Origin of the sequence: Streptomyces sp. BE303 (assembly GCF_036290945.1) — a bacterium.
GTDB lineage: Bacteria > Actinomycetota > Actinomycetes > Streptomycetales > Streptomycetaceae > Kitasatospora.
In genome coordinates, this window is record NZ_JAQYWZ010000820.1 from 1 (window position 1) to 21,952 (window position 21,952).

At 73.6% G+C, this 21,952-nt stretch carries 16 protein-coding genes and 2 tRNA genes; 6 read left to right on the forward strand and 12 right to left on the reverse strand.

What is annotated here, in order from left to right; all coding sequences use genetic code 11:
• Positions 1 to 291 precede the first annotated feature (291 nt).
• Entirely contained in the window at positions 292 to 1,584 is a 1,293-nt protein-coding gene (locus tag PUR56_RS28360; protein ID WP_329951025.1) for a hypothetical protein, read from the reverse strand.
• Positions 1,585 to 1,902: 318 nt separating this feature from the next.
• Positions 1,903 to 2,499 (reverse strand): DedA family protein, encoded by a 597-nt coding sequence (locus PUR56_RS28365; protein WP_329883678.1) that lies wholly within the window; start codon positions 2,497 to 2,499, stop codon positions 1,903 to 1,905.
• Positions 2,500 to 3,035: 536 nt separating this feature from the next.
• Here PUR56_RS28365 and PUR56_RS28370 point away from each other — a divergent pair.
• Positions 3,036 to 4,151: an LLM class flavin-dependent oxidoreductase gene (locus PUR56_RS28370; protein ID WP_329883679.1), complete on the forward strand. Its 1,116-nt coding sequence runs from the start codon at positions 3,036 to 3,038 to the stop codon at positions 4,149 to 4,151.
• 48 nt (positions 4,152 to 4,199) lie between these two features.
• On the opposite strand, the gene PUR56_RS28375 is transcribed toward PUR56_RS28370, so the two are convergent.
• Complete coding sequence (locus tag PUR56_RS28375; RefSeq protein WP_329951026.1) at positions 4,200 to 6,431, reverse strand: putative bifunctional diguanylate cyclase/phosphodiesterase; 2,232 nt, start codon at positions 6,429 to 6,431, stop codon at positions 4,200 to 4,202.
• Positions 6,432 to 6,820: 389 nt separating this feature from the next.
• A complete protein-coding gene (locus PUR56_RS28380; protein WP_329883681.1) occupies positions 6,821 to 7,249 on the reverse strand; it encodes an OsmC family protein in 429 nt (142 codons plus the stop codon).
• A gap of 343 nt (positions 7,250 to 7,592) precedes the next feature.
• Here PUR56_RS28380 and PUR56_RS28385 point away from each other — a divergent pair, with 343 nt between their 5' ends.
• Positions 7,593 to 7,955 (forward strand): chorismate mutase, encoded by a 363-nt coding sequence (locus tag PUR56_RS28385; protein ID WP_329951027.1) that lies wholly within the window; start codon positions 7,593 to 7,595, stop codon positions 7,953 to 7,955.
• A 190-nt stretch (positions 7,956 to 8,145) separates the two neighbouring features.
• Positions 8,146 to 9,036, forward strand: a complete 891-nt coding sequence (gene lepB / locus PUR56_RS28390; RefSeq protein ID WP_329951028.1) for a signal peptidase I — start codon at positions 8,146 to 8,148, stop codon at positions 9,034 to 9,036.
• On the opposite strand, the gene PUR56_RS28395 is transcribed toward lepB, so the two are convergent.
• The 3 genes from PUR56_RS28395 to PUR56_RS28405 form a co-directional block, all read right to left on the reverse strand.
• Positions 8,999 to 10,177, reverse strand: coding sequence for an EamA family transporter (locus tag PUR56_RS28395; protein WP_329951029.1), 1,179 nt, complete (start codon positions 10,175 to 10,177; stop codon positions 8,999 to 9,001). The two genes, lepB and PUR56_RS28395, sit on opposite strands and share 38 nt — an antisense overlap.
• A 127-nt stretch (positions 10,178 to 10,304) precedes the next feature.
• Positions 10,305 to 12,830 (reverse strand): transglycosylase domain-containing protein, encoded by a 2,526-nt coding sequence (locus PUR56_RS28400; protein ID WP_329951030.1) that lies wholly within the window; start codon positions 12,828 to 12,830, stop codon positions 10,305 to 10,307.
• A 243-nt stretch (positions 12,831 to 13,073) separates the two neighbouring features.
• Positions 13,074 to 13,147, reverse strand: a tRNA-Lys gene (locus PUR56_RS28405).
• A gap of 124 nt (positions 13,148 to 13,271) precedes the next feature.
• Here PUR56_RS28405 and PUR56_RS28410 point away from each other — a divergent pair.
• Together PUR56_RS28410 and PUR56_RS28415 are read left to right on the forward strand one after the other, a co-directional pair.
• Entirely contained in the window at positions 13,272 to 13,502 is a 231-nt protein-coding gene (locus PUR56_RS28410) for a hypothetical protein (RefSeq protein ID WP_329951031.1), read from the forward strand.
• Positions 13,499 to 14,401, forward strand: a complete 903-nt coding sequence (locus tag PUR56_RS28415; RefSeq protein WP_329951032.1) for an alpha/beta fold hydrolase — start codon at positions 13,499 to 13,501, stop codon at positions 14,399 to 14,401. The genes PUR56_RS28410 and PUR56_RS28415 overlap by 4 nt, the downstream gene beginning before the upstream one ends.
• Positions 14,402 to 14,432: 31 nt before the next feature.
• Here PUR56_RS28415 and PUR56_RS28420 read toward each other — a convergent pair whose 3' ends face one another.
• The 5 genes from PUR56_RS28420 to PUR56_RS28440 form a co-directional block, all read right to left on the reverse strand.
• Positions 14,433 to 14,765: a hypothetical protein gene (locus PUR56_RS28420; protein WP_329951033.1), complete on the reverse strand. Its 333-nt coding sequence runs from the start codon at positions 14,763 to 14,765 to the stop codon at positions 14,433 to 14,435.
• Between the two features lie 189 nt (positions 14,766 to 14,954).
• A tRNA-Lys gene (locus PUR56_RS28425) sits at positions 14,955 to 15,028 on the reverse strand.
• Between the two features lie 97 nt (positions 15,029 to 15,125).
• The gene (locus PUR56_RS28430; RefSeq protein WP_329951034.1) at positions 15,126 to 17,339 is read right to left on the reverse strand and encodes an ABC transporter ATP-binding protein; all 2,214 of its coding nucleotides are present in this window, start codon (positions 17,337 to 17,339) and stop codon (positions 15,126 to 15,128) included.
• Positions 17,336 to 18,298, reverse strand: a complete 963-nt coding sequence (locus PUR56_RS28435; RefSeq protein WP_380357788.1) for an ABC transporter permease — start codon at positions 18,296 to 18,298, stop codon at positions 17,336 to 17,338. The genes PUR56_RS28430 and PUR56_RS28435 overlap by 4 nt, the downstream gene beginning before the upstream one ends.
• Positions 18,299 to 18,322: 24 nt before the next feature.
• Positions 18,323 to 19,306, reverse strand: a complete 984-nt coding sequence (locus PUR56_RS28440; RefSeq protein WP_329883690.1) for an ABC transporter permease — start codon at positions 19,304 to 19,306, stop codon at positions 18,323 to 18,325.
• A 363-nt stretch (positions 19,307 to 19,669) separates the two neighbouring features.
• Here PUR56_RS28440 and PUR56_RS28445 point away from each other — a divergent pair, with 363 nt between their 5' ends.
• Positions 19,670 to 21,379: an ABC transporter family substrate-binding protein gene (locus PUR56_RS28445; protein ID WP_329951035.1), complete on the forward strand. Its 1,710-nt coding sequence runs from the start codon at positions 19,670 to 19,672 to the stop codon at positions 21,377 to 21,379.
• Positions 21,380 to 21,952 lie beyond the last annotated feature (573 nt).

A 21,952-nucleotide genomic window follows, 5' to 3' on the forward strand; every position in this document is an offset into this window, starting at 1 on the left:
AACCTCACGAGAGATGACAGACTGGGCACCCAACGGAGCTCCTACCGAACAGTGATCTTGGTCGACACGGTTCTAGCAGGAGCTCCGTCCCATTTCAGGCGACTTGACGCGGCCACCCACGGCTCTATCTACACGGCATTGCGGCTAGCCCGGGCCCGGCCCGGCTCTGCCCCACACCGGCCCGGCCCTGTCCGGGCCGGCTCCGCTCGGTGCTGCCCGGGCCGGACCGGGTGTCTGTCCCCGGTCCCGCTCGCCCGTCCGTCGGAAGAAGGGGGGCGCCGCAGCGGGACGTCAGCCGGCCGTGCCGAGGAAGGACTCCCAGCCGCCGGCCGGCGCCTGGCCGACACCGAGGGTGCGGAGCTTGCGGAGGGTGGACTGGTCCTGCGCCTCCAACCACTCGACCAGCTGCTTGAAGGAGACCAGCCGGACCTCGGGCCTGCCCGCCACGGCCTTGATCGTCTGCTCCACGGCGTCCATGTAGATCCCGCCGTTCCACTGCTCGAAGTGGTTGCCGATGAAGAACGGCGCGCGGTTGCCGTTGTAGGCGCGGTCGAACCCCGCGACGTAGGAGTCGCGGGCCTGCGCGCGCCACTCGTCGTACTTCGCCGGGTCGCCCTTGGTGCTGCCGGCCGACTGGTTGGCCAGGATGTTGTAGTCCATGGAGAGCACCTGGAACGAGTGCCCGGGGAACGGGATGCTCTGCAGCGGGAAGTCCCAGACCTTGCCGTCCTGCACCTTCTGCGGCCAGATCTGCTGGCCGCCGGGGGAGCTGGCGTCGTACTTCCACCCCAGCTTGGCGGCGGTCGGCAGCAGGGCCTTCTGCCCCTCCAGGCACGGGGTGCGGCCGCCGATGAGCTCCTTGCGGTAGTCGAAGGGGAGCGGGTCGACGTCGGTGAAGCCGGTGTTGGTCCGCCACTGGGTCACGAAGCCGACGGCCTGGGATATCTCGCTCTCCCAGTCCTCGGGGGTCCACTTGTTGACGCCGTTGCCGTCCGAGCGGCTCGCGCAGAAGTGGCCGTTGAAGTGGGTGCCTATCTCGTGACCGGCCAGCCAGGCCTGGCTGATGATCTTGATCGTGTTCTTCACCCCGGCGTCCGAGAGGTACGGGATGTCGGAGGCGCCGACCGAGTGCTTCGGCGGCTGGTACTGGTTCGCCTTGCCCTTCGGCAGGGTGTAGATGCCGGAGAGGAAGAAGGTCATCGAGGCCTTGTGCTCCTCGGCGAGCTTGAGGAAGCGGGGGAACTGGCCGTCCTCGGTCGCGCCGGCGCCGTCCCAGGAGAGGACCACGAACTGCGGCGGGCGCTCGCCGGGCTTGAGCTTCTCCGCCTTCGGCTGGTTCGGCTGCGGGCCGGTGTCGGAGGTGGAGCCGTCCCCGATCGGGGTGCCCTTGGGGCCGTTCGTGGTGGGGGCGCCGCTCGTCGGTCCGTTGCTTCCGCTGCTCCCGGTGGGGGCCGGGGCGGAGCCCGATGTCGGGCCGGACGTCGAGCCCGAGCCCGACCCGCTGCCGGAACAGGCGGTCACCGCACCGAGGGCCGCGGTGGCGGCGCCGGCTGCGAGCACGGTCCTGCGAGAGATGATGCTCATGGTCTCCCCTGGTGCCCCGGGCCGGGGGTCGCGGCCGTGGCCGTGGCCGCTCCGGCCAAATCGGACAATTGATCGATTTTCGTCTTCAGCATGGCATACGGACGCGGGGGCACCCAAGGTGCCGGGGTCCGTCGACACTGAACACGCATGGCACAGGTGTGCGGGATGCGCGCAGGTGTCGTCTGTTGCCGTCCTGTGACGATTCGCCCGTTTCGACGGATTGGTCGCGTCGATGCCCGATGCGTGGCACTCGATGCCCGGTACTCGGGGCTCGGTGCCGGTGCCCGGCGGTGGTCGCGGCGTCGCGGTGCCGGGGCGTCAGCCGAGGGAGAGGCGGCGGTTGCGCCGCACGACCCGTGCGATGGCCGTGCTGATCGCGGTGGCCGCCGTGCAGGAGACCGCGAGGCTCAGCCAGGCGGTGTCGAACCAGTGGCTGTTGAGCCAGCCCAGGGTCACGATGTAGGTCGCCCAGATCATGGCGGCCAGCGCCGACCACCGGAGGAACCGGTGAGGGTGCGCGGGAGAGTGGCCGATGGCCAGGTCGAGCACGGTCCGCCCGGCCGGTACGAACCGGGCGATCACCACCATCGCGGCGGCGGCCCGGGTGGTCCGCCCGTCCAGTGCCTGCTGGACCCGTTCCACGCTGGCGGCCAGCTGCGGCCGGTGTTCGAGGCGCCGCCGGACCATGGGTGCCCCGCTCCGGGCGACCCGGAGCAGCAGGAGGTCGCCGAGGAAGGAGGCCATCGCCACCCCGAGCCCGAGCATCAGCGGCGCGCCGTCTATCTGTGCCGTCTTGAGCACGGCCAGGATGACGAGTGTCCCGCTGGGGATGAAGGGGAGGAACGCGTCGCCGAGGACGGCGCAGAGCGCCAGGGCGCAGATCCACGAGGATCCGACCAGCGTCGCGATGTCCATATCCGAAATCTCCCTCCAGACCGCCCGGGGGAGCAGGTGGCTGCAGAGGACAACGCTAGCGCCTCGACTTTTCATGCCATGAAGCACCCCGGCGTGCTGCGGGTCACAGGGCCCACCATGGCGCGAGCCCCCGGAGCGGGGTGCCGCTCCGGGGGCTCGCGGGGATCGATCGGCGCTGGTCCAGCCCGACGATCTTGCTGGTGAGTGCGGATCCGGTTGGGTGATCCGCTCCTGGCCCATAGCCTGCCGGACGCCGACCGCCGACCGCGAGCCCTGGGGCTGGCGACTTCCCGCGCTGGCGTGAAGTCGCCACGGGTGTTCGGCTGCTGGCGGAGCGTCAGCCGCGCGCCCGCCGGTCCGGCGCGGGTCCCCGGATGCGGCGCAGGCGGGGCCGGGACCGGGCGGGGAACAGCGGACCCCGCCGCGTGGTTGACCATCCTCGGCACCGGCGACGGCACTGACCGCCGAGACCGGTGAGCGACACCGGTGGACACCACCGGCGCACGGCAGCGACCACGGCCAGGAGGACGGACGGCATGACCACCGAGGACCGGCACGAGAACCAGCGGGACCACCGGACGGACCCACGCGTCGACGAGGTGGTCCGCGGTACGGCCCGGGGCACGGCGCCGGCGCCGCTGTCGATCCTCGACCTGGCCACCGTCGGCGTCGGCTACACGCCCGCGCAGGCCCTGTCCGCGACCACCACCCTGGCCCGCAGCGCCGAGGAGTGGGGCTACCACCGCTTCTGGGTGGCCGAGCACCACGGCATGCCCGGTGTCGCCAGCTCCACGCCCGCGGTCCTGCTGGCCCACCTCGGCGCCCACACCAGCACCCTGCGGCTCGGCTCGGGCGGGGTCATGCTGCCCAACCACGCCCCGCTGGCGATCGCCGAGCAGTTCGGCCTGCTGGAGGCCCTGCACCCCGGGCGGATCGACCTCGGCCTCGGGCGCGCCCCCGGCACCGACCCCGCCACCGCCCGCGCGCTGCGCCGCGGCCTGGCGGAGGGCGCCGACGACTTCCCCCGGCAGCTCGCCGAGCTGACCCACTTCCTGGACGGCACCTTCCCGCCCGACCACGCGTACGCGCGGCTGACCGCCGTGCCCAAGGGGGAGGGACGGCCGCCGGTCTGGCTGCTCGGTTCCTCGGGCTTCAGCGCCCAGCTGGCCGGCAGCCTCGGCCTGCCGTTCGCGTTCGCGCACCACTTCAGCAGCGTGAACACCGTCCCGGCCCTCGACCTCTACCGCGCCGCGTTCCGCCCCTCGGCGGTCCTCGACGAGCCGTACGCGCTGATCGGGGTGAGCGCGGTCGCGGCGGACGACGAGGCCACCGCCCGCCGGCTCGCCCGGTCCGCGGCGCTCGGCATGCTCCGGCTGCGCCGGGGCAACCCGGGCCCGATCCCCACGCCCGAGGAGGCGGAGTCCTACCCGTACAGCCCGGTGGAGGCGGACTTCATCGACGAATGGCTGGGCAACGTCGTCCTGGGTTCGCCGGGCGAGGTGGCCGACGGCCTGGAGGCGCTCCGCAAGCGGACCGGGGTGGACGAGCTGATGGTCACCTCGCACATCCACGGCCACGAGGCGCGGTACCGCTCCTACGGGCTGATCGCCGAGGCGTACGGCCTGACCGGGCCGAAGTCCGCCGACGCCTGAGAACCCCCTCGGGGGCGGCCGCCGGCAGGACGGCCGTCCTCGGGCCTCCTACTCGACGGGGCCGACCGCACCGCCCGGGCCGACCGGTCCTCCCTGGGCGTCGCGGCCGTCGCGACCGTCACGGAGTATCGCCGCGACGAGTTCCGCGTCGCCGGGGCGGGCGAAGTACCACCCCTGGGCGGTGTCGCAGCCGGTCAGCCGGAGCCGTTCGGCCTGGGCCGCGCTCTCGATGCCCTCGGCGGTGACGGTCAGGCCGAGGGTGTGGGCCAGCTGCACCATCGCGCCGACGATCTGCTCGTCGGCGTCGCTCCGGCGCGCGTCCCGGCCGGCGAGCCCGGTGCGGGCGCCCGTCGGGGCCGGGTCGCGGAACCCCTCGATGAAGGTGCCGTCCAGCTTCAGTACGTGCACCGGCAGGCGGGAGAGGTAGGCCAGGTTCGAGTAGCCGGTCCCGAAGTCGTCGATCGCGATCCGGACGCCCATGTCGGCGAGTGCCTGGAGCGCCTGCAGCGGGCGTCCGCCGGGGCCGAGCAGCGCGCTCTCGGTGATCTCCAGCTGCAGCAGCCGGGCCGGCAGGCCGGTGCTCTCGAGCGCCTGGGCGACGTCGGCGACCACGTCGGAGTCCCAGATCTGGCGGGCGGCCAGGTTCACGCTCACGAAGGTCTCGGTCTCGGGGAACTCGGTGAGCCAGCGCCGGGCCTGGCGGCAGGACTCCTCCAGGACCCACTTGCCGAGCGGCACGATGGCGCCGGACTCCTCGGCGAGCGGGATGAAACGGTCCGGCGAGAGCGTCCCGTAGCGGGGGTGGCGCCAGCGCACCAGGGCCTCGGCCCCGTGCACCGTGCCGTCGGCCAGGCCGACCAGTGGCTGGTACTCGATGGTGAACTCGCCGCGCTCCAGCGCCGGGCGCAGTGCGGTGGAGAGCAGTTGGCGGGTCAGCTGGTGGGCGCCCCGGTCGGGGTCGTAGAGGGTCCAGCGGGCCCGGCCGTCGGCCTTGGACCAGTAGAGCGTGGAGTCAGCGTCCTTGACCAGGTCGGTGGGGGTGGTCTCGTGGACGGACCGTTCGACGACGCCGACGCTGGCGGTCACCGCCAGCCGGTGGCCGGCCACGTCGAAGGGGCGTTCCAGGGCTTCGAGGATCCGGGCGGCCAGGTCGGTCAGCTGGTGGCTGCCCTTGCTGTCGGTCACCAGGACGGCGAACTCGTCGCCGCCCATCCGGGCCACCAGCTGGGTCTCGCGTGCGGAGAAGCCGCGCCGCAGGCGGGTCGCGACGGCGATCAGCAGCTGGTCGCCGATGTGGTGGCCGAGGGTCTCGTTGATCGCGGCGAATCCGTCGAGGTCCAGGTAGCAGACGCCGACCCGGCGTTCGTCCGTCGTCGCCGAGCCGGCCGCCGGGCCCGCCGGGCCCACCCAGGCCGTCCCCGTCCCGGTGACGGTCCGGGCCGGTGACCCGGCGGTCGACCCCGTGGCCGACCCGGCCGGGCGGGCGGTCGTCCGGTCGGGGGTGAGGCAGGCGGCGTCGAGGCGCTCGAAGAAGAAGGTCCGGTTGGGCAGCCGGGTCAGCGGGTCGTGCAGGGCCTGGTACTCCAGGCGGTCGCCGAGCCTCCGCTGTTCGGTGATGTCCTCGACCAGGGCGAGCGTGTAGAGGGGGCTGCCCGCGCCGTCCCGGATGAGGGAGATGGTCACCTTGCTCCAGACCGTGCGTCCCTCACGGTGCTTGAGCTGCTTCTCCACCCGGAGCCGGTCGCGCTCGCCGTGGACGAGGGCGGGGAACAGGCGGTGCGGCATGCCCTCGGGGTCGAGGATCTCGTGGATGTGGGTCCGGGCCAGCTCGCCGACCGTGCGGCCGGTCAGGGCGGCGAAGGCGGGGTTGACCTCGATGATCCGGTCCTCGGGGTCGATCAGTGCCATGCCGATGCCGGCGTCGCAGAAGGCGGCCCGGAAGCGGGACTCGCTCGCCCGGAGCGCGGCCGAGAGCCGTTCCGCCTCCAGGGGTGACGCTTCGGCGGCCCCGTCCTCGGCCGGCCGGTGGGCCCCGTCGCCGAGCGGTGCCGAACAGGTCGGGCAGCGGTGGGGGCCGCCGTCGGCGGCGGGGGCGCGGGGGTCGGTCAGAACGGCGTGGGCGGCCCCGTTGGGGGCTTCGCCGTCGAGTGCGGTGCCGTTGAGCGCGACGCCGTTGGCCGGGCGGACGCCGGGTGGCGGGGGGAGAGGGTGTCGGTGCCGTGGCTCCTCGTGCCGCACGCCCGGGTAGTGTGCGTCGGCCCCCTCGTTCTGGCCCGGCACGGCATGCTCCCGTCCGCTGCTGCAGCTTGACGCTTGACGCTGGTCCGGCCGGTCACCCGACTGGCGGCGGCCGACTCCGCACTCTTCCGGGGCCCTCGGGGCCGGGGTCCGGTGCGGAACGCTCGGGGTGGAGCGGCCGTGCGGAAGCCCGCGTGAGGAACCGTGAGGAACAGGGCGCTGCGGCCGATCATAGGACGCGTCGGCAACGCGCGGTGACCGCCGCCAGGGTGATTCGTCGGCTTTGGGGGCAAGTGCGGCGATACATGCGGACGCCCCCGGTACACATCACATGACGTGTACCGGGGGCGTGTGCTCCGGTAGTGCGCTCTCGGGCGCCGGTCGAGCGCGGTGCGTGCGCCCGCCGGGCCCGAGGACCGCAGGTCGGAGCGTCAGCCCGCCAGCGTGGCGGTGAGGGTGATGGTGGTGCCGGTCAGGGCCTGGCTCACCGGGCAGTTCGCCTTGGCGTCCTCGGCGGCCTTCGCGAAGCCGTCCGCGTCCAGGCCGGGAACCTCGCCGACGACGGTGAGGTGGATCCCGGTGATGCCGGTACCCGGCTGGAAGGTGACGTCGGCCTGGGTGTCGAGCTTGGTCGGCGGGTTGCCCGCGCCGGCCAGGCCGTGCGAGAGGGCCATCGAGAAGCACGCGGAGTGCGCGGCCGCGATGAGCTCCTCCGGGCTGGTCTTGCCGTTCGCCGCCTCGGCCCGGGCCGGCCAGGACACCGGGTACTCGCCGATGCCGGACGACGCGAAGGTCACCTGGCCCTTGCCGTCGAGCAGGTTGCCTTCCCACGCGGTGCGGGCGGTGCGGGTGGTTGCCACGATCGGTACCTCCAGTAATGAGGAACTGCTGAGTCGTCACGTCCGGTCATGCCGCGCTTAGCCTACGTGCAGGTCGGGGGCCTGCCACAAGTAGCGCATCGGGCACGTGCGTCCGAAAACGCCTCGGCCGTCCGGGTGACGGTGCCGGTGAGGGGGCGTGCCCCGCCAGCTCGGAGCCCCGCCGGGGGATCACTCCGGGTGCCGTCCATATCGTGGACGGATAGGCCAAATGGTGCGGGCCCGTGCGGGGTGCCCTGTTAGATTGACCCGGGCCCGAGCCCGGCCGGTGCACGACCGGTGCACGACCGGGTGCCCATTGCGAGAGAGCCGCGGAGCCGCCCCGATGACGGACCACCCCACGACCCCCGACGCCGAACTGCACGAGGGGATCGACGACACCGTGCGGGCCGAGCTGACCAGCCTGCGCGAGAGCATCGACAACATCGACGCCGCGGTGGTCCACATGCTGGCCGAGCGCTTCAAGGCGACCCAGCGGGTCGGGCGGCTCAAGGCCGAGCACAAGCTGCCGCCGGCCGACCCGGCGCGCGAGCGCACCCAGATCAAGCGCCTGCGCGAGCTGGCCGCCGGTGCGCACCTGGACCCGGTGTTCGCCGAGAAGTTCCTCACCTTCATCATCGCCGAGGTCATCCGCCACCACGAGGCCATCGCCAGTGATGCCGTGACCGGCGGGAACGATTCCGTCTGACCCCGGGCCCGGCCCGACCCGCGGGCCGGGCGGGGGATTCCGGGAGAGCACCCGGAGGTCCGTTCCCGGGAGGACGGGTGCCCCGGCCCCCTCCGGCGGTGTCGGGCGGGGGTAAACGCCCGATTTCGCCAGGCTCCCCGGGTGGCGTAGCGTGCAGGTTCCCCCGCAGCCGGAGAGTGGAGCAGCGACGATGGCGGTGAACCTGCCCGGTACGCACGGCGACGCCGGGGCCGCTCCCTCCGGGGCCGTCGGTTCCGGCGGCGGTGCGTACGGCGCCCCCGGTACTCCCGGGGCCGGCGGTGGTCCCGGTGCGCCGGGGTACCCCGGCAGCCCGGAAGCCTCCGGAACCTCCGGGACCCCCGCCGTGCCGTCCGGCGGCCGGGCCGAGGCCCGGCGGGCCCGGCGCGCTGCCGAGGGACGCCGGACTCCGAAGCCCCGCCGGCAGCGTCCGTGGTGGATCGAGATCCCCGCGATGGCGGCGGTCGGCCTGGTGGTCGCGCTGCTGATCAAGACCTGCCTGTTCCAGGTGTTCACCATCCCCTCCGGGTCGATGGAGAACACGCTGCGGATCGGCGACCGGGTCGGGGTGAACAAGCTGGCCCCGCTGACCGGCTGGGAGCCCGAGGCCGGTCAGCCGGTGGTGTTCAAGGACCCGGGGGACTGGCTGCCTCCGCAGCCGACCGGCGGGAACCCGGTCGCCAACGCGCTGGGCTCCGCGCTCGGCTTCGTCGGGCTGATTCCGCCCAAGGACGACAACTACCTGGTCAAGCGGGTCATCGCGACGGGCGGGCAGACCGTCCAGTGTGCGGGTACCACGCTGACCGTCAACGGCACGAAGGTGGACGAGCCCTACCTCCACCCCGGGGACGACTCCTGCGCGGGGCTGGACTTCGGCCCGGTGACGGTGCCCCAGGGCTACGTCTGGGTCGAGGGCGACCACCGCAGTGACTCGGCGGACTCGCGCTACCACCAGCGCGGCCCCGGTGGCGGGGCCGTGCCGGTGGACAACGTGGTCGGCCCGGTGTCGGCCGTCGTGTGGCCGCTCAATCACCTCGACTGGTTCGGCTGGGTCGGTCGCTGACCCCGGCCCGGTCGGCCGTCGCGTCGGCCTCGGCCGCCGCCCCGGCCAGCCGCTCGCCGAGTGCCGTCGCTCCCGCCGGCACCGCGTCCGGACCTCGCGTCACCCGGTCCGTTCCCGGCGGAGCGTTCTCCCGCCCCACCGAGGCCGCAGCCCCAGTCCCAGCCGCAGTCGTAGTCCCAACCCGAGCCGCAGTCGTGGCCGTCTCCGGCGCGGTACCGGGCTTGCTCGCCTGGGCGGCGAAGGCGCCGGCCAGCACCAGCAGACCGCCGGTCACCTGCGGCAGCCCGAGGTGCTCGCCGAGCAGGACCCAGGCCAGCACGGTGGCGACGACCGCCTCCAGGTTGGCCACCACCCCGGCGATCGGGGGCGACAGGTGCCGCACGGCGATCACGCCGGTCAGGTACGCGAGCACGGTCGCGATCAGGACCATCCACGCGGCCGGGAGCAGCGCGGGAACGGTGCGCCCGTTCATCACCACGTCCCCGCCGAGCAGGCTCCAGTCGGCCTCCCAGGGGCGGGTGAGGGCGGTGAGCACGATCGCGCCGATCAGCAGTCCGTACGCGCTGACCGCGATCGGGTCGACCGGCCGGTCGCCCCGGCTGCCGGCGTCGGCCAGCACGAAGTAGCCCACCTGGCAGCAGGCCGCCCCGAGGGCGAACAGGACGCCGAGCGCGTCGAAGCTCAGGCCGTTCCAGATCTCGACCACGCAGGCCAGACCGGCGACGGCCACCCCGGCGCCGACCGCCGCGCCCCGGCTGATCGGGCGTCGCTGGACGAACCGCACGTAGCCGATGAGCAGCGGCGGACCGAGGTACTCGATCAGCAGCGCCACGCCGACCGGGATCCGGGAGATCGCGGCGAAGTAGCAGGCCTGGACGCCGGCCACGGCGAGCAGGCCGAAGCCGATGAGCAGGCCGGGCCGCCGCAGGACGGCGGCGCGGTGGCGGTAGGCGAGCGGCAGGAGGACGACGGCGGCGCCGGTGACCCGGAGCCAGACCACGTGCAGCGGTGAGAGCCCGGCGGCGATCAGCGGCTTGGCGGCGGTGCCGGAGCCGCCGAAGGCGATGGCGGAGACGAGCGCGAGGGTGAGACCGAGGGTCCGGGCGGAGGAACCGCCGAGCAGGTGTTTTGAGCTGTGCACCGACGAATTGTGACAGTCGTACCGGCACTTCGGTAAGGGGTCATTCCGCTATTCGGTCCTGCCGGGGGCCGTGTGCGGCGACGGGCCCACCGCTCCGTGCGGTGGACCCGGCTGTTCCGGGCCGGCGCTACTGTGCCGCGCCGGCGCCCGCCAGGGCGTTCGCGCCCGCGTCCGCCCCGGAGCCGGTGGCGCCGCCGGTGTTCGCACCGCCCGCACCGCCCGTACCACCGCTGCCGCCGGATCCCGACCCGCCGGTGCCGCCGGTGGGCTGCGGGCTGGGCGTCGGTGCGGTGGTCGGACCCGTCGTCGGGGCGGTGGTCGGCGCCGGCGTCCTGGTCGGCCGGCCGGTCGGCGAGGACGTCGCCGGCTGGCTGGGAGCCGTGGTCGCGCCGCCGGATCCGGCGCCGCCGGTGCCGCCGCCCGTGGGCTGCGGTGCGGTGGTCGGACCGCCGGTGGGCGCGGTGCCCGGCGTCGTGGCCGAGCCGTCCGAGGCCCCCGACCCGCCGCCGCCGGTGGTCGCCGGCGAGGACGGTGCGCCGGACGGCGTGGCCGACCCGTCCGGCCCGCCCGAGGGCGAGGCGGAGGAGCTCGGGGAGTTCGCGGAACCGCTGCGCGAGGAGGAGTCCTCGGCGCCCGACGGGGCGGGGAAGTCGGCGACCGGCTGCCCCTTCAGCGCGCTCTTCATGTAGGTGGTCCAGATCTGCGCCGGGTACTGGCCGCCCGCCGCGCCCTCGATCCCGCCGGTGCCGCTCAGGCTGACCTGCGCGCCGGTGGCCGGGTCCTGCCCGAACAGCGCCACCGAGGTGACCAGCTCCGGGGTGTAGCCGATGAACCAGACCGACTTCTGGTCGTCGGTGGTGCCGGTCTTGCCCGCGGCGGGGCGGCCGAGCGCCTTGGCGCGCCAGCCGGTGCCGCCCTGGTCGCTCACCACGCCCTCCAGCATCGAGGTGACCTCGCGCGCGGTCTGCTCGCTGACCGCCTGCGTGGTCTTGTGGGCCGGCAGCGGGAGCGCCTCGCCCTCGTGGTCGACCGACTGCACCAGCCAGGGGGTGATCTGCCGGCCGTCGTTGTCCAGCGTGGCGTACACCCCGGCCAGGTCGAGCACGCTCGGGGTGGCGGTGCCGAGCGGGATGGACGCCACCGGGTCGAGCCCGGGGGTGGTGCCGGGCAGGCCGAGCGCGATCGCGGTGTCCCGGACCTTCGACAGCCCGGTGTCCTGGGCGAGCTGGGCGAACGCCGAGTTCACCGACCAGTCGGTGGCCTGCTGGAGGGTGATCTGGCCGTAGCTCTTGTCGCCCTCGTTCGGCGGCGCGTACGGGGTGCCCTTCCCGCCGCGGACCTTGCGGCCGCTGGTGCCGTCGTAGACGGTGCGCGGGGTGACGGTCTGGCCGGACTGGGTCCTGGCGTCGTTCTCCAGCGCCGCGGCCAGGCCGATGGCCTTGAAGGTGGAGCCCGCCTGGTAGTCCCGCCGGGTCGCGTTGTCGATGTAGTGCCTGGTGTAGTCGACGCCGCCGTACAGGGCGACCACGGCACCGGACTTCGGGTCGACCGAGACGGCGCCGGGCTGGACGTTGGCGTCCTTCTTCCGCTTGTCCGGGTCGAGGGTGTCGTGCAGCTGGACCTGGACCGCGTCCTGGAGGGCCTGCTGGCGCGCCGGGTCGACGGTCAGCTTGATGGTGTAGCCGCCCTTGGCCAGCTCGGACTCGGTGATGATCTGGTTGGTGGTGAGGTACTCGGTCGCGGCGTTGACCAGGTAGCCGGCCTGACCGGAGAGGCCGAGCTGCGACTGCGGGTTCCTGACCTCGGGGAAGGCGGTGGCGGCGCGCTCCTCGGCGGAGAGCCAGCCCTCCTTCACCATGCCGTCCAGCACGTAGTTCCAGCGGTTCACGGCGTTCTGCCTGCCCGCCGGGGTGGCGGTGGCGACGTCGTAGGCGCTCGGGGCGTTCAGCAGGGCGGCCAGGTAGGCGCCCTGGGCGGCGTCGAGCGCGGCGGCGTCGACGCCGAAGTACTGCTGGGCGGCGGCCTGGATGCCGTACGCGCCGCGCCCGTAGTACGAGGTGTTGAGGTAGCTGGAGAGGATCTCGTCCTTGCTCTCGGTGGCGTCCACCTTGATGGCGATGAAGAGTTCCTTCACCTTGCGGGTGATCGACTGCTTCTGGCTCAGGTACGTGTTCTTCACGTACTGCTGGGTGATGGTGGAGCCGCCCTGGGTGCCCTCGCCCTGGGCGGTCTTGACGGCGGCGCGGACCAGGCCGGGTATGTTGACGGCGCCCTCGTGGTAGAAGTTCCGGTCCTCGGCGGCCAGGGTGGCGTGCTGCGCGGCGGGGGAGACCTTGTCGAGGGCGACGTTCTGCCGGTTGGTCTGGCCGGTCCGGGCGATCACCGAGCCGTCCTGGTAGAGCCAGGTGTTGCTCTGCGCGGTCGCGGCGGCGTGCGCGTCCGGCACCTTCACCAGGGTGATGCCGAGGGCGAACAGGCCGACGCCGAGCACCAGGGCCGCGGCGAAGCCGGTCAGCGTCATCCGCCAGGTGGGCACCAGCCGGCGCCAGCCGGTGCGCCGGGGGCGGCGGGACTTCCTGCCGCCCCGCCCGGTACCCGGCCCGGTGTTCTGTTTCGCGGTGCGCTGGATGCCGCTCTGGGCGTCTCGGGACAAAGCGGCGGCCTTTCCTGCGGGCGGGCGTCCGGGCGGGGCAGGCCGTGCGGGCCTGCTCGGACGGGATCGTCGGCGATAGGGGACCTTTGTCCCTTTTCCGGTTTACAGCCCAAAACGCGTCCAACGGGCCGGTTGGATCCACTGGGAGGACAAGCGAGACCGACATCACACACAAATCGGACGTCGATGGGCAGCAAAAAGCCGGAGAGCCCCTCGCGATGGCGAGAGGCTCCCCGATGTCGGTGCGCCGCCAGGGACTCGAACCCCGGACCCGCTGATTAAGAGTCAGCTGCTCTAACCAACTGAGCTAGCGGCGCCTGCTGACGTGGAAAACAATACACGGTCCCGGCGAGTGCCTCGAACCGCTTGCGGCGGCGCCCGCTCCGGCCTGCCCGTTTCCGCCCGGTTGGGGTGGAGTTTGCCGCCGGTTAGGGTGGAATCGTGCCCAGCTCCCACCCCGGCCGCCGGAAGACTCGGCTCACCGCCGCGCTGCTGCTGATCAGTGCGGTGGCCTGCACCGCGCGGGTCCTGGAGGTCGCGCTCAGCACCGGACTCGACCCGGTCCGGGCCCGCGTCGGCGAGCTCGCCGCCGCGGGCCTGCCGCTGGGCGGCCTCTCCCCGGCCGCCGAGGCGGCGGGCGCGGACCCGTCCCGGGAGAGCGGGCCGGGATGACCGGCCCCGGGCAGGGCGCCTCCCCGCATCGCCGGGCCGCCGGGGACACCGCGGCCTTCCTGCGCGTCGACGGCGTCCCCCTGCACGTCCGCGTCGAGGGCGACGGCCCGCTCTGCCTGCTCACCGGCGGGCTCGGCAGCAGCTGGTTCGACTGGGACCTGGTCGTCCCCTTCCTCACCCCGTACCGGACGGTGGTCCGCTTCGACCGCCCCGGCTACGGGCTGAGCGCGCCCGAGCCCGCGACCCGGGCGCTCCCGACGGCCGCACGTGAGGCCCACCGGATCCGTGCGGTGCTGGAGGCGCTGGGCCGGGAGGAGCCGTGCACCGTGGCCGGTCACTCGCTCGCCGGCTTCCACGTCGAGACCTTCGCCCGGCTGTACCCGGACCGGACCGCCGGGCTGGTGCTGCTGGACGGCAGCGCCGAGGCGGACCCGCGTCCGCGTCCGGCCCCGGAGCTGCGGGACCTGACGGCCCGCGCGGCTGCCGGGGCGGCCACCGCGGTCGCGGTGCCGTACCTGCTCGGGCCCGCCGCGCGCCGGTGGGTGGCCCGCGCCTCGACGGTCCGCCGTGAGGACCTCGCCCCCGTGTCGCTGGTCCGGCACTGCTACCGGACCGGCCGCTCACTGCGCGCGCTGCTCCGGGAGAACACCCACTACCTGGACATGGCCGCCGAGCTCGCCGCACTGCGCCGCACCACGCCACTGCCGGACGGCCTGCCGGTCACCGTGCTCGCCGCCGACGACGGCCTCCGCAGCCGCCGGACCGAGGAGTGGCTGGCCGTCCAGCGCGAGCTGGCCGCGCTGCTCGGCGCCGAGTTCCGGACCACCGCCCCGGCCGGGCACCTGCTGATGTTCGACCGTCCGGACGCCGTGGCCTCGGCGATCCTGGAGACCCGCTGACCCCGCCCGAGGCGTCCGGACGGCGCCGGCCTCAGCCGCCGCTGGCGTTGTCCGCGTCGACGAGGCGGCGCACGGCCCGGGCCACCGGCAGTTCCTTGACGAGCCGCCGTGCGGCCGTGCGGACCTCGGTGTTCTCCGGGCCGGGGAAGATCCGCCGGTCCAGTCGGGCCGCGCCGATCAGCCCCGCCAGTTGCAGGTCGGGCCCGTCCGGTCCGCAGGCCCCGACGGGGGAGGCGCCCGTGAGCGCCCGGTAGAAGGCCGCGGCCGGGACGGGCATCCGGCCGTGGGCCGGATCGGTGCAGAGCAGCACCAGTTCCTCGGGCATCGGGCGCCGGCCGTGCGGTCCGGAGTCGGGCGGAGCCATGGCGACAGCACCTCCGGTGGGGCCGTGCGAGCGCGCGTCGCGCGCGGTGGGGCAGCGCCCCCAAGCTATCCGGCACGACGGTGCGGGCGTGCCGGAACCGGGAACGAAGGTGCCCGGACGGGCCGGGCAGGGGTGTGCGGGGAACGCCGAAGGGCCCCTCGCTCTCGCGAGGGGCCCTTCGGCTGTCGGTGCGCCGCCAGGGACTCGAACCCCGGACCCGCTGATTAAGAGTCAGCTGCTCTAACCAACTGAGCTAGCGGCGCCTGCTGACCTGGAAGACATTACACGCAGTCGGTCCGATCCGCCGAATCGCCACCGGCCGGACACGCACCGTGGCGACCGGCACAACCGCCGGAGGCGTTACCCCTCCGGGAAGTGGCACGCCGCCCGGTGGTCGGTGTCCGGCGCGGGCCCGGTCGGCAGCGGGGCCTCGGTCTCGCAGCGGGTGCGCGCGGCCGGGCCGCCGAGCCGCGCGTAGACGGGGCAGCGGGTGCGGAACGCGCAGCCGGTGCGCCGGGCGGTGGGGGAGGGCGGGTCGCCGGCGAGCAGGATGCGGGCCCGGGCCCGTTCGGCAGCCGGGTCCGGCAGCGGGACGGCGGACAGCAGTGCGCGGGTGTAGGGGTGGCGCGGACGGTCGAAGACGGCGGAGACCTCGCCCTCCTCGACCGTCCGTCCCAGGTACATGACGCTGACCCGGTCGGCGAGGTGGCGGATGACCGAGAGGTCGTGCGAGACGAAGAGGTAGGAGAGGCCCAGCTCCGCCTTGAGGGCCTGGAGCAGGTTGAGCACGCCGGCCTGGATGGAGACGTCGAGTGCGGAGACCGGTTCGTCGAGCACCAGCAGCTTCGGCCGGACGGCCAGCGCACGGGCGATCGAGATCCGCTGGCGCTGCCCGCCGGAGAACTGGTGCGGGTAGCGGACGGCGTGGGCCGGGTCGAGGCCCACCTGCCGGAGCAGCTCGGGGACCCTGCCGGCGATCTCGCCCCCGGAGGCCCGCTGGGCGCGCAGCGGTTCGGCCACGATGTCGCCGACCGGCATCCGGGGATCGAGGCTGGCCATCGGGTCCTGGAAGACGATCTGCAGCCGGGCCCGCATCCGGTGGGCCTCGGCGCGGGAGAGCCCTGCGGCGTCCCGGCCGAGCAGCTCGATCCGGCCGGACTCGGGGGCGGCGAGGCGCAGCAGTTCGAACAGGGTGGTGGACTTGCCGGAGCCGGACTCGCCGACCAGGCCGAGCGTCTCGCCCGCCCGGATCGACAGGTCGACGCCGTCCACCGCGTACACCGAGCCGATCCGGCGCTTGAACACGGTGCCCTTGAGGAGGGGGAAGGTCTTGGTGAGCCCGGTGACGTCGAGGACCGGGGCGCGCTCCTCCCTCGGGACGGGGTCCGCCGCGGGCGGGGGGAGGGCGGGTACCGGGTAGACCTCGGCGGGCGCGGGCCGCCGTTCGGCCAGCTCGCCCGCGCGGACGCAGGCGGCGAGATGCCCCTCGACCGGCGCCGGCCCGTCCGCCTCCCCGGCGGCCCCGTCGACGCCGTCGACGCCGGTCCCGTCCGCGGCCCCGGCCGTCCGGCCCGCCACCGCCGTGGCCGGTCCGCCCGTCCCCGCGAGCGGCGGCTCCGTGCTCCGGCAGCGGTCCTCGGCCAGCGGGCAGCGCGCCGCGAACGGGCACCCGGCCGGCAGCTCGGCCATCGGCGCGGGCACGCCGGGGATCGGCACCAGCGGCCCGCCGCGTCCGTCCAGCCGGGGCACCGCGCCGATCAGCCCGAGCGTGTACGGGTGCCGGGGTGCGGCGAACAGTTCGTCGACGCCGGTCGTCTCGACCACCCGGCCCGCGTACATGACCGCGACCCGGTCGGCCATCCCGGCGATCACGCCGAGGTCGTGGCTGACCAGGACGAGCGCGGCGCCGGTCTCGCGCCGGGCGGTGCGCAGCACGTCGAGGACCTGGGCCTGGATGGTGACGTCGAGGGCGGTGGTGGGTTCGTCGGCGAGCAGGACGTCGGGGTCGTTGGCGACGGCCATGGCGATCATCGCGCGCTGCCGCATGCCGCCGGAGAACTCGTGCGGGAAGCTGTCGAGGGCGCGGTCGGGTGCGGGGATGCCGACGAGGTCGAGGAGTTCGGCGGCCCGTTTGCGGGCGGCGGCCCGGTCGAGGGGCTGGTGGATGCGGAGCGCCTCGACGATCTGGTCGCCGATCCGGTAGACGGGGGTGAAGGCGGAGAGCGGGTCCTGGAAGACCATGGCGATCCGCCGGCCGCGGACGGCGGCGAGCTCGCGCCCGGGCAGGCCGACGAGTTCGCGCCCGTCCAGTCGGACCGAGCCCCGGACGCGGGCGGTGCCGGGCAGCAGGCCGAGCACGGCCAGGGCGGTGACCGACTTGCCGGAGCCGGACTCGCCGACGATGCCGAGGGTCTCGCCGCGCCGCAGGGTGAGGTCGACGCCGCGGACGGCGGGGACGGGGGCGCTGCCGCGCGGTCCGGTGAAGTCGACGTGGAGGTCCCGGACGGTCAGCAGCGGGTCGGCGGGTGGGGGTGCGGGCGCGCCGGGCGGCGGGGTCTCGACGGTGGTGGTCACGTGCGGGCCTTCTTCCTGCGGGCGGAGCGACGGGGGCGCCGGGCGGCCTCGGAGGTCGGGTCGAGGGCGTCGCGCAGTCCGTCCCCGATCAGGTTGACGGCGAGGACGAAGAGGACCAGCAGCCCGGCCGCGAAGTAGAACAGCCAGGGGAAGACGGGCGCCTCGCTGGTGCCGGCGGCGAGCAGGGTGCCGAGCGAGACGTCGGGCGCCTTGACGCCGAAGCCGAAGTAGGAGAGCGCCGTCTCGCTCATCACGGCGCCGCCGACGGCGATGGTGGCGTCGATGATGAGGAAGGAGGCGACGTTCGGGAGGATGTGCCGGGTGATGATCCGCAGCGGGTGGACGCCCATGAACCGGGCGGCGCGGACGAACTCCCGCTCGCGCAGGGAGACGGTCATCGAGCGGACCACCCGGGCGGTGATCATCCAGTTGAACAGGGCGAGCAGCAGGACGAAGGCGAGCCAGCCGGCGCCCCTGAGGCGCGGCGAGATGATCGTGACGACCAGGAACGCCGGGAAGACCAGCATCAGGTCGACCAGGAACATCAGGATCCGGTCCGTCCAGCCGCCGAAGTAGCCGGCGCAGGCGCCGACCAGGGAGGCCAGCACGGTCGAGAAGAGGGCGACCAGCAGGCCGATGACGAGTGACTTCTGCAGGCCGCGGACGGTCTGGGCGAAGACGTCCTGGCCGACCCCGTTGGTGCCGAACCAGTGAGTCGCGGACGGGGGTTGACGCAGCGCCGTGTAGTCGGGGGCGGCGTAGTCCCAGGGGGTGAGGAGCTGGCCGCCGAAGGCGAGGGCGAACAGCAGCACGACGACGACGGCGCCGGCCACCGCCCAGCGGGCGGCGAGCAGGCGGGCGAGGACGAGCCGGCCCCGGCCGGTCACCCCGGGAGCGGCTGCGGTGGTGGCGCCGGCGGCCGGGGCGGGCTCCACGGGCCCGGCGGGCTCGACGATCACGGTGGTCACGGGGCTCTCCTCCGGTCAGGTCCGCACGCGCGGGTCGAGGGCGGCGTGCAGGGTGTCGGCGAGGAAGCCGGAGGCGAGGACCACGACGGCGGCGAACAGGTTGACCGCGACGACCGCGTTGACGTCCTGCTGGTTGATGGACTGGATGAACCATTCGCCCATGCCGTGCCAGCCGAAGATGGTCTCGGTGAAGGCGGCGCCGGTGAAGATGCCGAGGAAGCTGTAGGCGAACATCGTCGACATCGGGATCACCGCGGTCCGCAGTCCGTGCCTGAGCAGGGCGCGGCCGCGGGTGAGGCCCTTGGCCTCGGCGGTGCGCAGGTAGTCGGAGCCGAGCACGTCGAGCATCGTGCCGCGCTGGTAGCGGCTGTAGGTGGCGAGGCCGCCGAGCGCCAGCGAGAGGGTGGGCAGCAGCAGGTGCAGCGCCCAGTCGGCGAGGTGGGTGCCGAGCCCGCCGGTGAGCCCGGGGGTCTCGTAGCCGGTGAACGGCACGACCTCGTGGCCGACGGCCTCCTTGGCGGCGATGGCGCCGTTCTTCAGGAAGAGGGCGACCAGGAAGACCGGGGTGGAGAGCAGGACGAAGGAGACGAGGGTGAGCAGCCGGTCGGAGATCCGGTACTGGCGGACCGCGCTCCAGGCCCCGGCGGCGACGCCGAGCACCATGCCGAGCAGGCTGCCGATCAGCAGCAGCCGCAGCGAGACCCAGACCCGGCGGCGGAAGTCGTCGATCACCGGGGTGTCGTGGATGGTGCGGCCGAGGTCGCCGTGGAGCACCAGGTCGCCGGCCCACCGGCCGAACCGCTCGACGACCGGGGTGTGGTCGTTCAGGTTCAGGTCGGTGAGCTGCCGCTCGACCGAGGCGGCGGCGGGGCGCGGCACCTTGGCCTCGAAGTAGGTGCGCGGCTGGAGGGCGGCGGCGGAGAGCGCGTACGCCAGGAAGACGGCGGCGGCGAGCAGGACCGCGTAGTAGGCCAGCCGCTTCGTCAGGTAGCGGAGCATCAACGGCTGCCCGGGGTGGGGGCGGGGCCGACGCGTCGGGTGGGCATCGGGTGGGTGGCCTTCGGTCGGTGGGCCCGGTAGCGGCCCGGTGAGGGGGCGGGTGGGGGAGGTCGGGGCGCGGGATCCCGGGGGTGGTCGGGAAACCGCAGGTCAGAGTGTTGCACCGGCGGGCGGCCGGGGTGTTGCGGCGGTGTTGCGCCGTGTTTCGGTTGGGTCAGGTGTGAACCAGGCCCCCTGGTACTGGTTCTGATCGACTGTTACCTTCGCTCCGCCGGCACCGACTTGGCTGCCCACGCTCAAGCCTCGCCACACCTCGCGACGCTCAACTCTCACCACTCGCCGGACATCACGGGGGGAACCCTCATGGACGCTCTCGCCACGCCCGCACGCCGCCGACTCGGCCGTGCCGCCGTGCTCGCCCTCGCCGTCACCCTCGCCGCCGCGGCGTGCACCTCGGGCGGCGGCGGCTCCGCCGACACCGCGGTCAGGAGCGGGGCGCCGGCCCAGGGCGCCATCGACATCAACGCCAGGGCGGCGGACCTGGTCCGCGACGGCGGTGAGGTCCGGTTCCCGCTCTACCAGTGGATCACCCAGTGGAACCCGTTCCAGGTGGACGGCCGGTACGGTGACGCGGTCGAGATCATGCGGGCCCTGGAGCCGAACCTCTTCACGACCGACGAGGCCGGCGCGTTCAAGCCCTCCCCCGACTACCTGGTGGACGCCAAGGTCACCTCGACCTCCCCGCAGGTGGTCACCTACAAGCTCAACCCGAAGGCCAAGTGGTCCGACGGCAAGCCGCTGAGCTACCTGGACTTCAAGGCCGACTGGGAGGCCAGCAACGGCAAGAAGGACGGCTACAACATCGCCGACTCCTCCGGCTACGAGCTGATCTCCGCGGTCGAGCAGGGGGCCGACCCGGCCGAGGTCAAGGTGACCTTCGCGGACACGTACGCGGACTGGCAGAACCTCTTCCGCCCGCTGATCCCGGCCGCCGGGATCGCCACCGCGGACGACTTCAACAAGGGCTGGGTCGAGAAGATCCCGATCACGGCCGGCGCGCTGAAGATCGGGACGGCGGACAAGACCGCGCAGACCATCACGCTGGTCCCGGACCCGGCCTGGTGGGGCGCCAAGCCCAAGGCGGAGAAGATCACCTTCCGGGTGATGTCGCAGTCGGCGACCACCCAGTCCTTCCTCAACAACGAGATCGACTCCGCGACGGCGGGTACCGCCACCGCGTACGGGCAGCTCAAGGACGCCAAGGACACGGTGATCCGGTCGGCCAGCCCGTGGGACGAGGTGCACATCTCCTTCGGCGGCGGCGGTCCGCTGGAGGACCTGAAGGTCCGCCAGGCGCTCGGCAAGGCGCTGGACCGCAACTCGCTGATCAAGATCGCCAACAACGGCGTCCCGGTCGAGTTCAAGCCGCTCGGCAACCACATCTTCATGCCCAACCAGACCGGCTACCAGGACAACTCGGGCGAGTGGGCCAGGTTCGACGTGCCCGCGGCGAAGAAGCTGCTCGACGAGGCGGGGTGGAAGGAGTCCGGCAGCGGCCAGCCGCGCACCAGGGACGGCAAGCCGCTGACCCTGCACTGGGTGGTCAACGAGGCCACCACGCAGGCCCAGCTCGACCTCGCCACCGCCGCCCAGGCGATGTGGCTGGCGGCGGGCGTCAAGGTGGAGCTGGACAAGGTCCCGTCGAACGACTTCTTCACCAAGTACGTCAACCCGGGCAAGTTCGACATCGCCAGCTGGCGCAACACCGACTCGTTCCCGCTCTCCACCAGCCTGCTGAACTTCCGGCTGCCGCAGGGGGACAACGTCTTCGGGAACTACTCCAAGCTCGGCACCGAGGAGATCGACGGGCTGCTGAAGAAGGCGGCCGGCACCATCGACCCGGTGGAGGCCGCGAAGTTCTACAACCAGGCGGACGCCAAGATCTGGGAGCTCGGCCACACCGTCGAGCTGTACCAGCGGCCGACCGTGCTGGCGACCCGCAAGGGCCTCGCCAACTACGGTGCCTTCGGCCTGGCGAGCCTGGACTACGCCAAGGTCGGCTGGGAGAAGTAGCCGCCGGGGCCGGTGCGACCGTACGGCGGGCGCGGACGAGTGCGCGGGCGCCGAGACGGGTGCTGAGACGGGCGCGGAGGCGGGTGCGGAGGCGACGTGCGATGCGGAGGTCGTGAGCCGCACGGCAGGCGCTAACGAGCAGCGCGGTGATCACGAGGCCGGTGGTGCGGACACGGGAGGAACGGCTCTGCCGCCCCCGCTGTCCTGCCACCGGCCTTGACCTTCCGCGATGCCCGCAGGCCGCCCGTGTCGTGGGTCCGCCCGGACCCGCCCGCTTCCAACCGGGGAAGAATCTAGCGGGGTGTTCGGGGCCGCCGTGCCGTACGGCGCTGGCGCGCCCGGAAACCCGCCGTGCTGTCACCCGGTTCGCGCACCGCAGCGTCAACTCTGGCTGACGACACGGCACATCGGACCGTCCGGTGCCGTCCCGGGCCCTGCGCGCCGGGCGCCAGGGCGGGACGCCGGCCGTACGGTGGTGCCGCCGACCGCCGTACGGCGCCGCGCCGGTGCGTGCGTGCCGACCGGGCCGCTGCCAGGATGCGGCGGGTACCTGCCAGCCCGCCCGTCCGGAGC

Bases quoted from the DNA above. Each gene is read 5' to 3' on its own strand.
- PUR56_RS28370 (WP_329883679.1), top strand. From the start codon at position 3,036: ATGACCACCGAGGACCGGCACGAGAACCAGCGGGACCACCGGACGGAC.
- PUR56_RS28360 (WP_329951025.1), bottom strand. From the start codon at position 1,584: ATGAGCATCATCTCTCGCAGGACCGTGCTCGCAGCCGGCGCCGCCACC.
- PUR56_RS28385 (WP_329951027.1), top strand. From the start codon at position 7,593: ATGACGGACCACCCCACGACCCCCGACGCCGAACTGCACGAGGGGATC.
- PUR56_RS28365 (WP_329883678.1), bottom strand. From the start codon at position 2,499: ATGGACATCGCGACGCTGGTCGGATCCTCGTGGATCTGCGCCCTGGCG.
- PUR56_RS28445 (WP_329951035.1), top strand. From the start codon at position 19,670: ATGGACGCTCTCGCCACGCCCGCACGCCGCCGACTCGGCCGTGCCGCC.
- PUR56_RS28420 (WP_329951033.1), bottom strand. From the start codon at position 14,765: ATGGCTCCGCCCGACTCCGGACCGCACGGCCGGCGCCCGATGCCCGAG.
- PUR56_RS28415 (WP_329951032.1), top strand. From the start codon at position 13,499: ATGACCGGCCCCGGGCAGGGCGCCTCCCCGCATCGCCGGGCCGCCGGG.
- lepB (WP_329951028.1), top strand. From the start codon at position 8,146: ATGGCGGTGAACCTGCCCGGTACGCACGGCGACGCCGGGGCCGCTCCC.
- PUR56_RS28440 (WP_329883690.1), bottom strand. From the start codon at position 19,306: ATGCTCCGCTACCTGACGAAGCGGCTGGCCTACTACGCGGTCCTGCTC.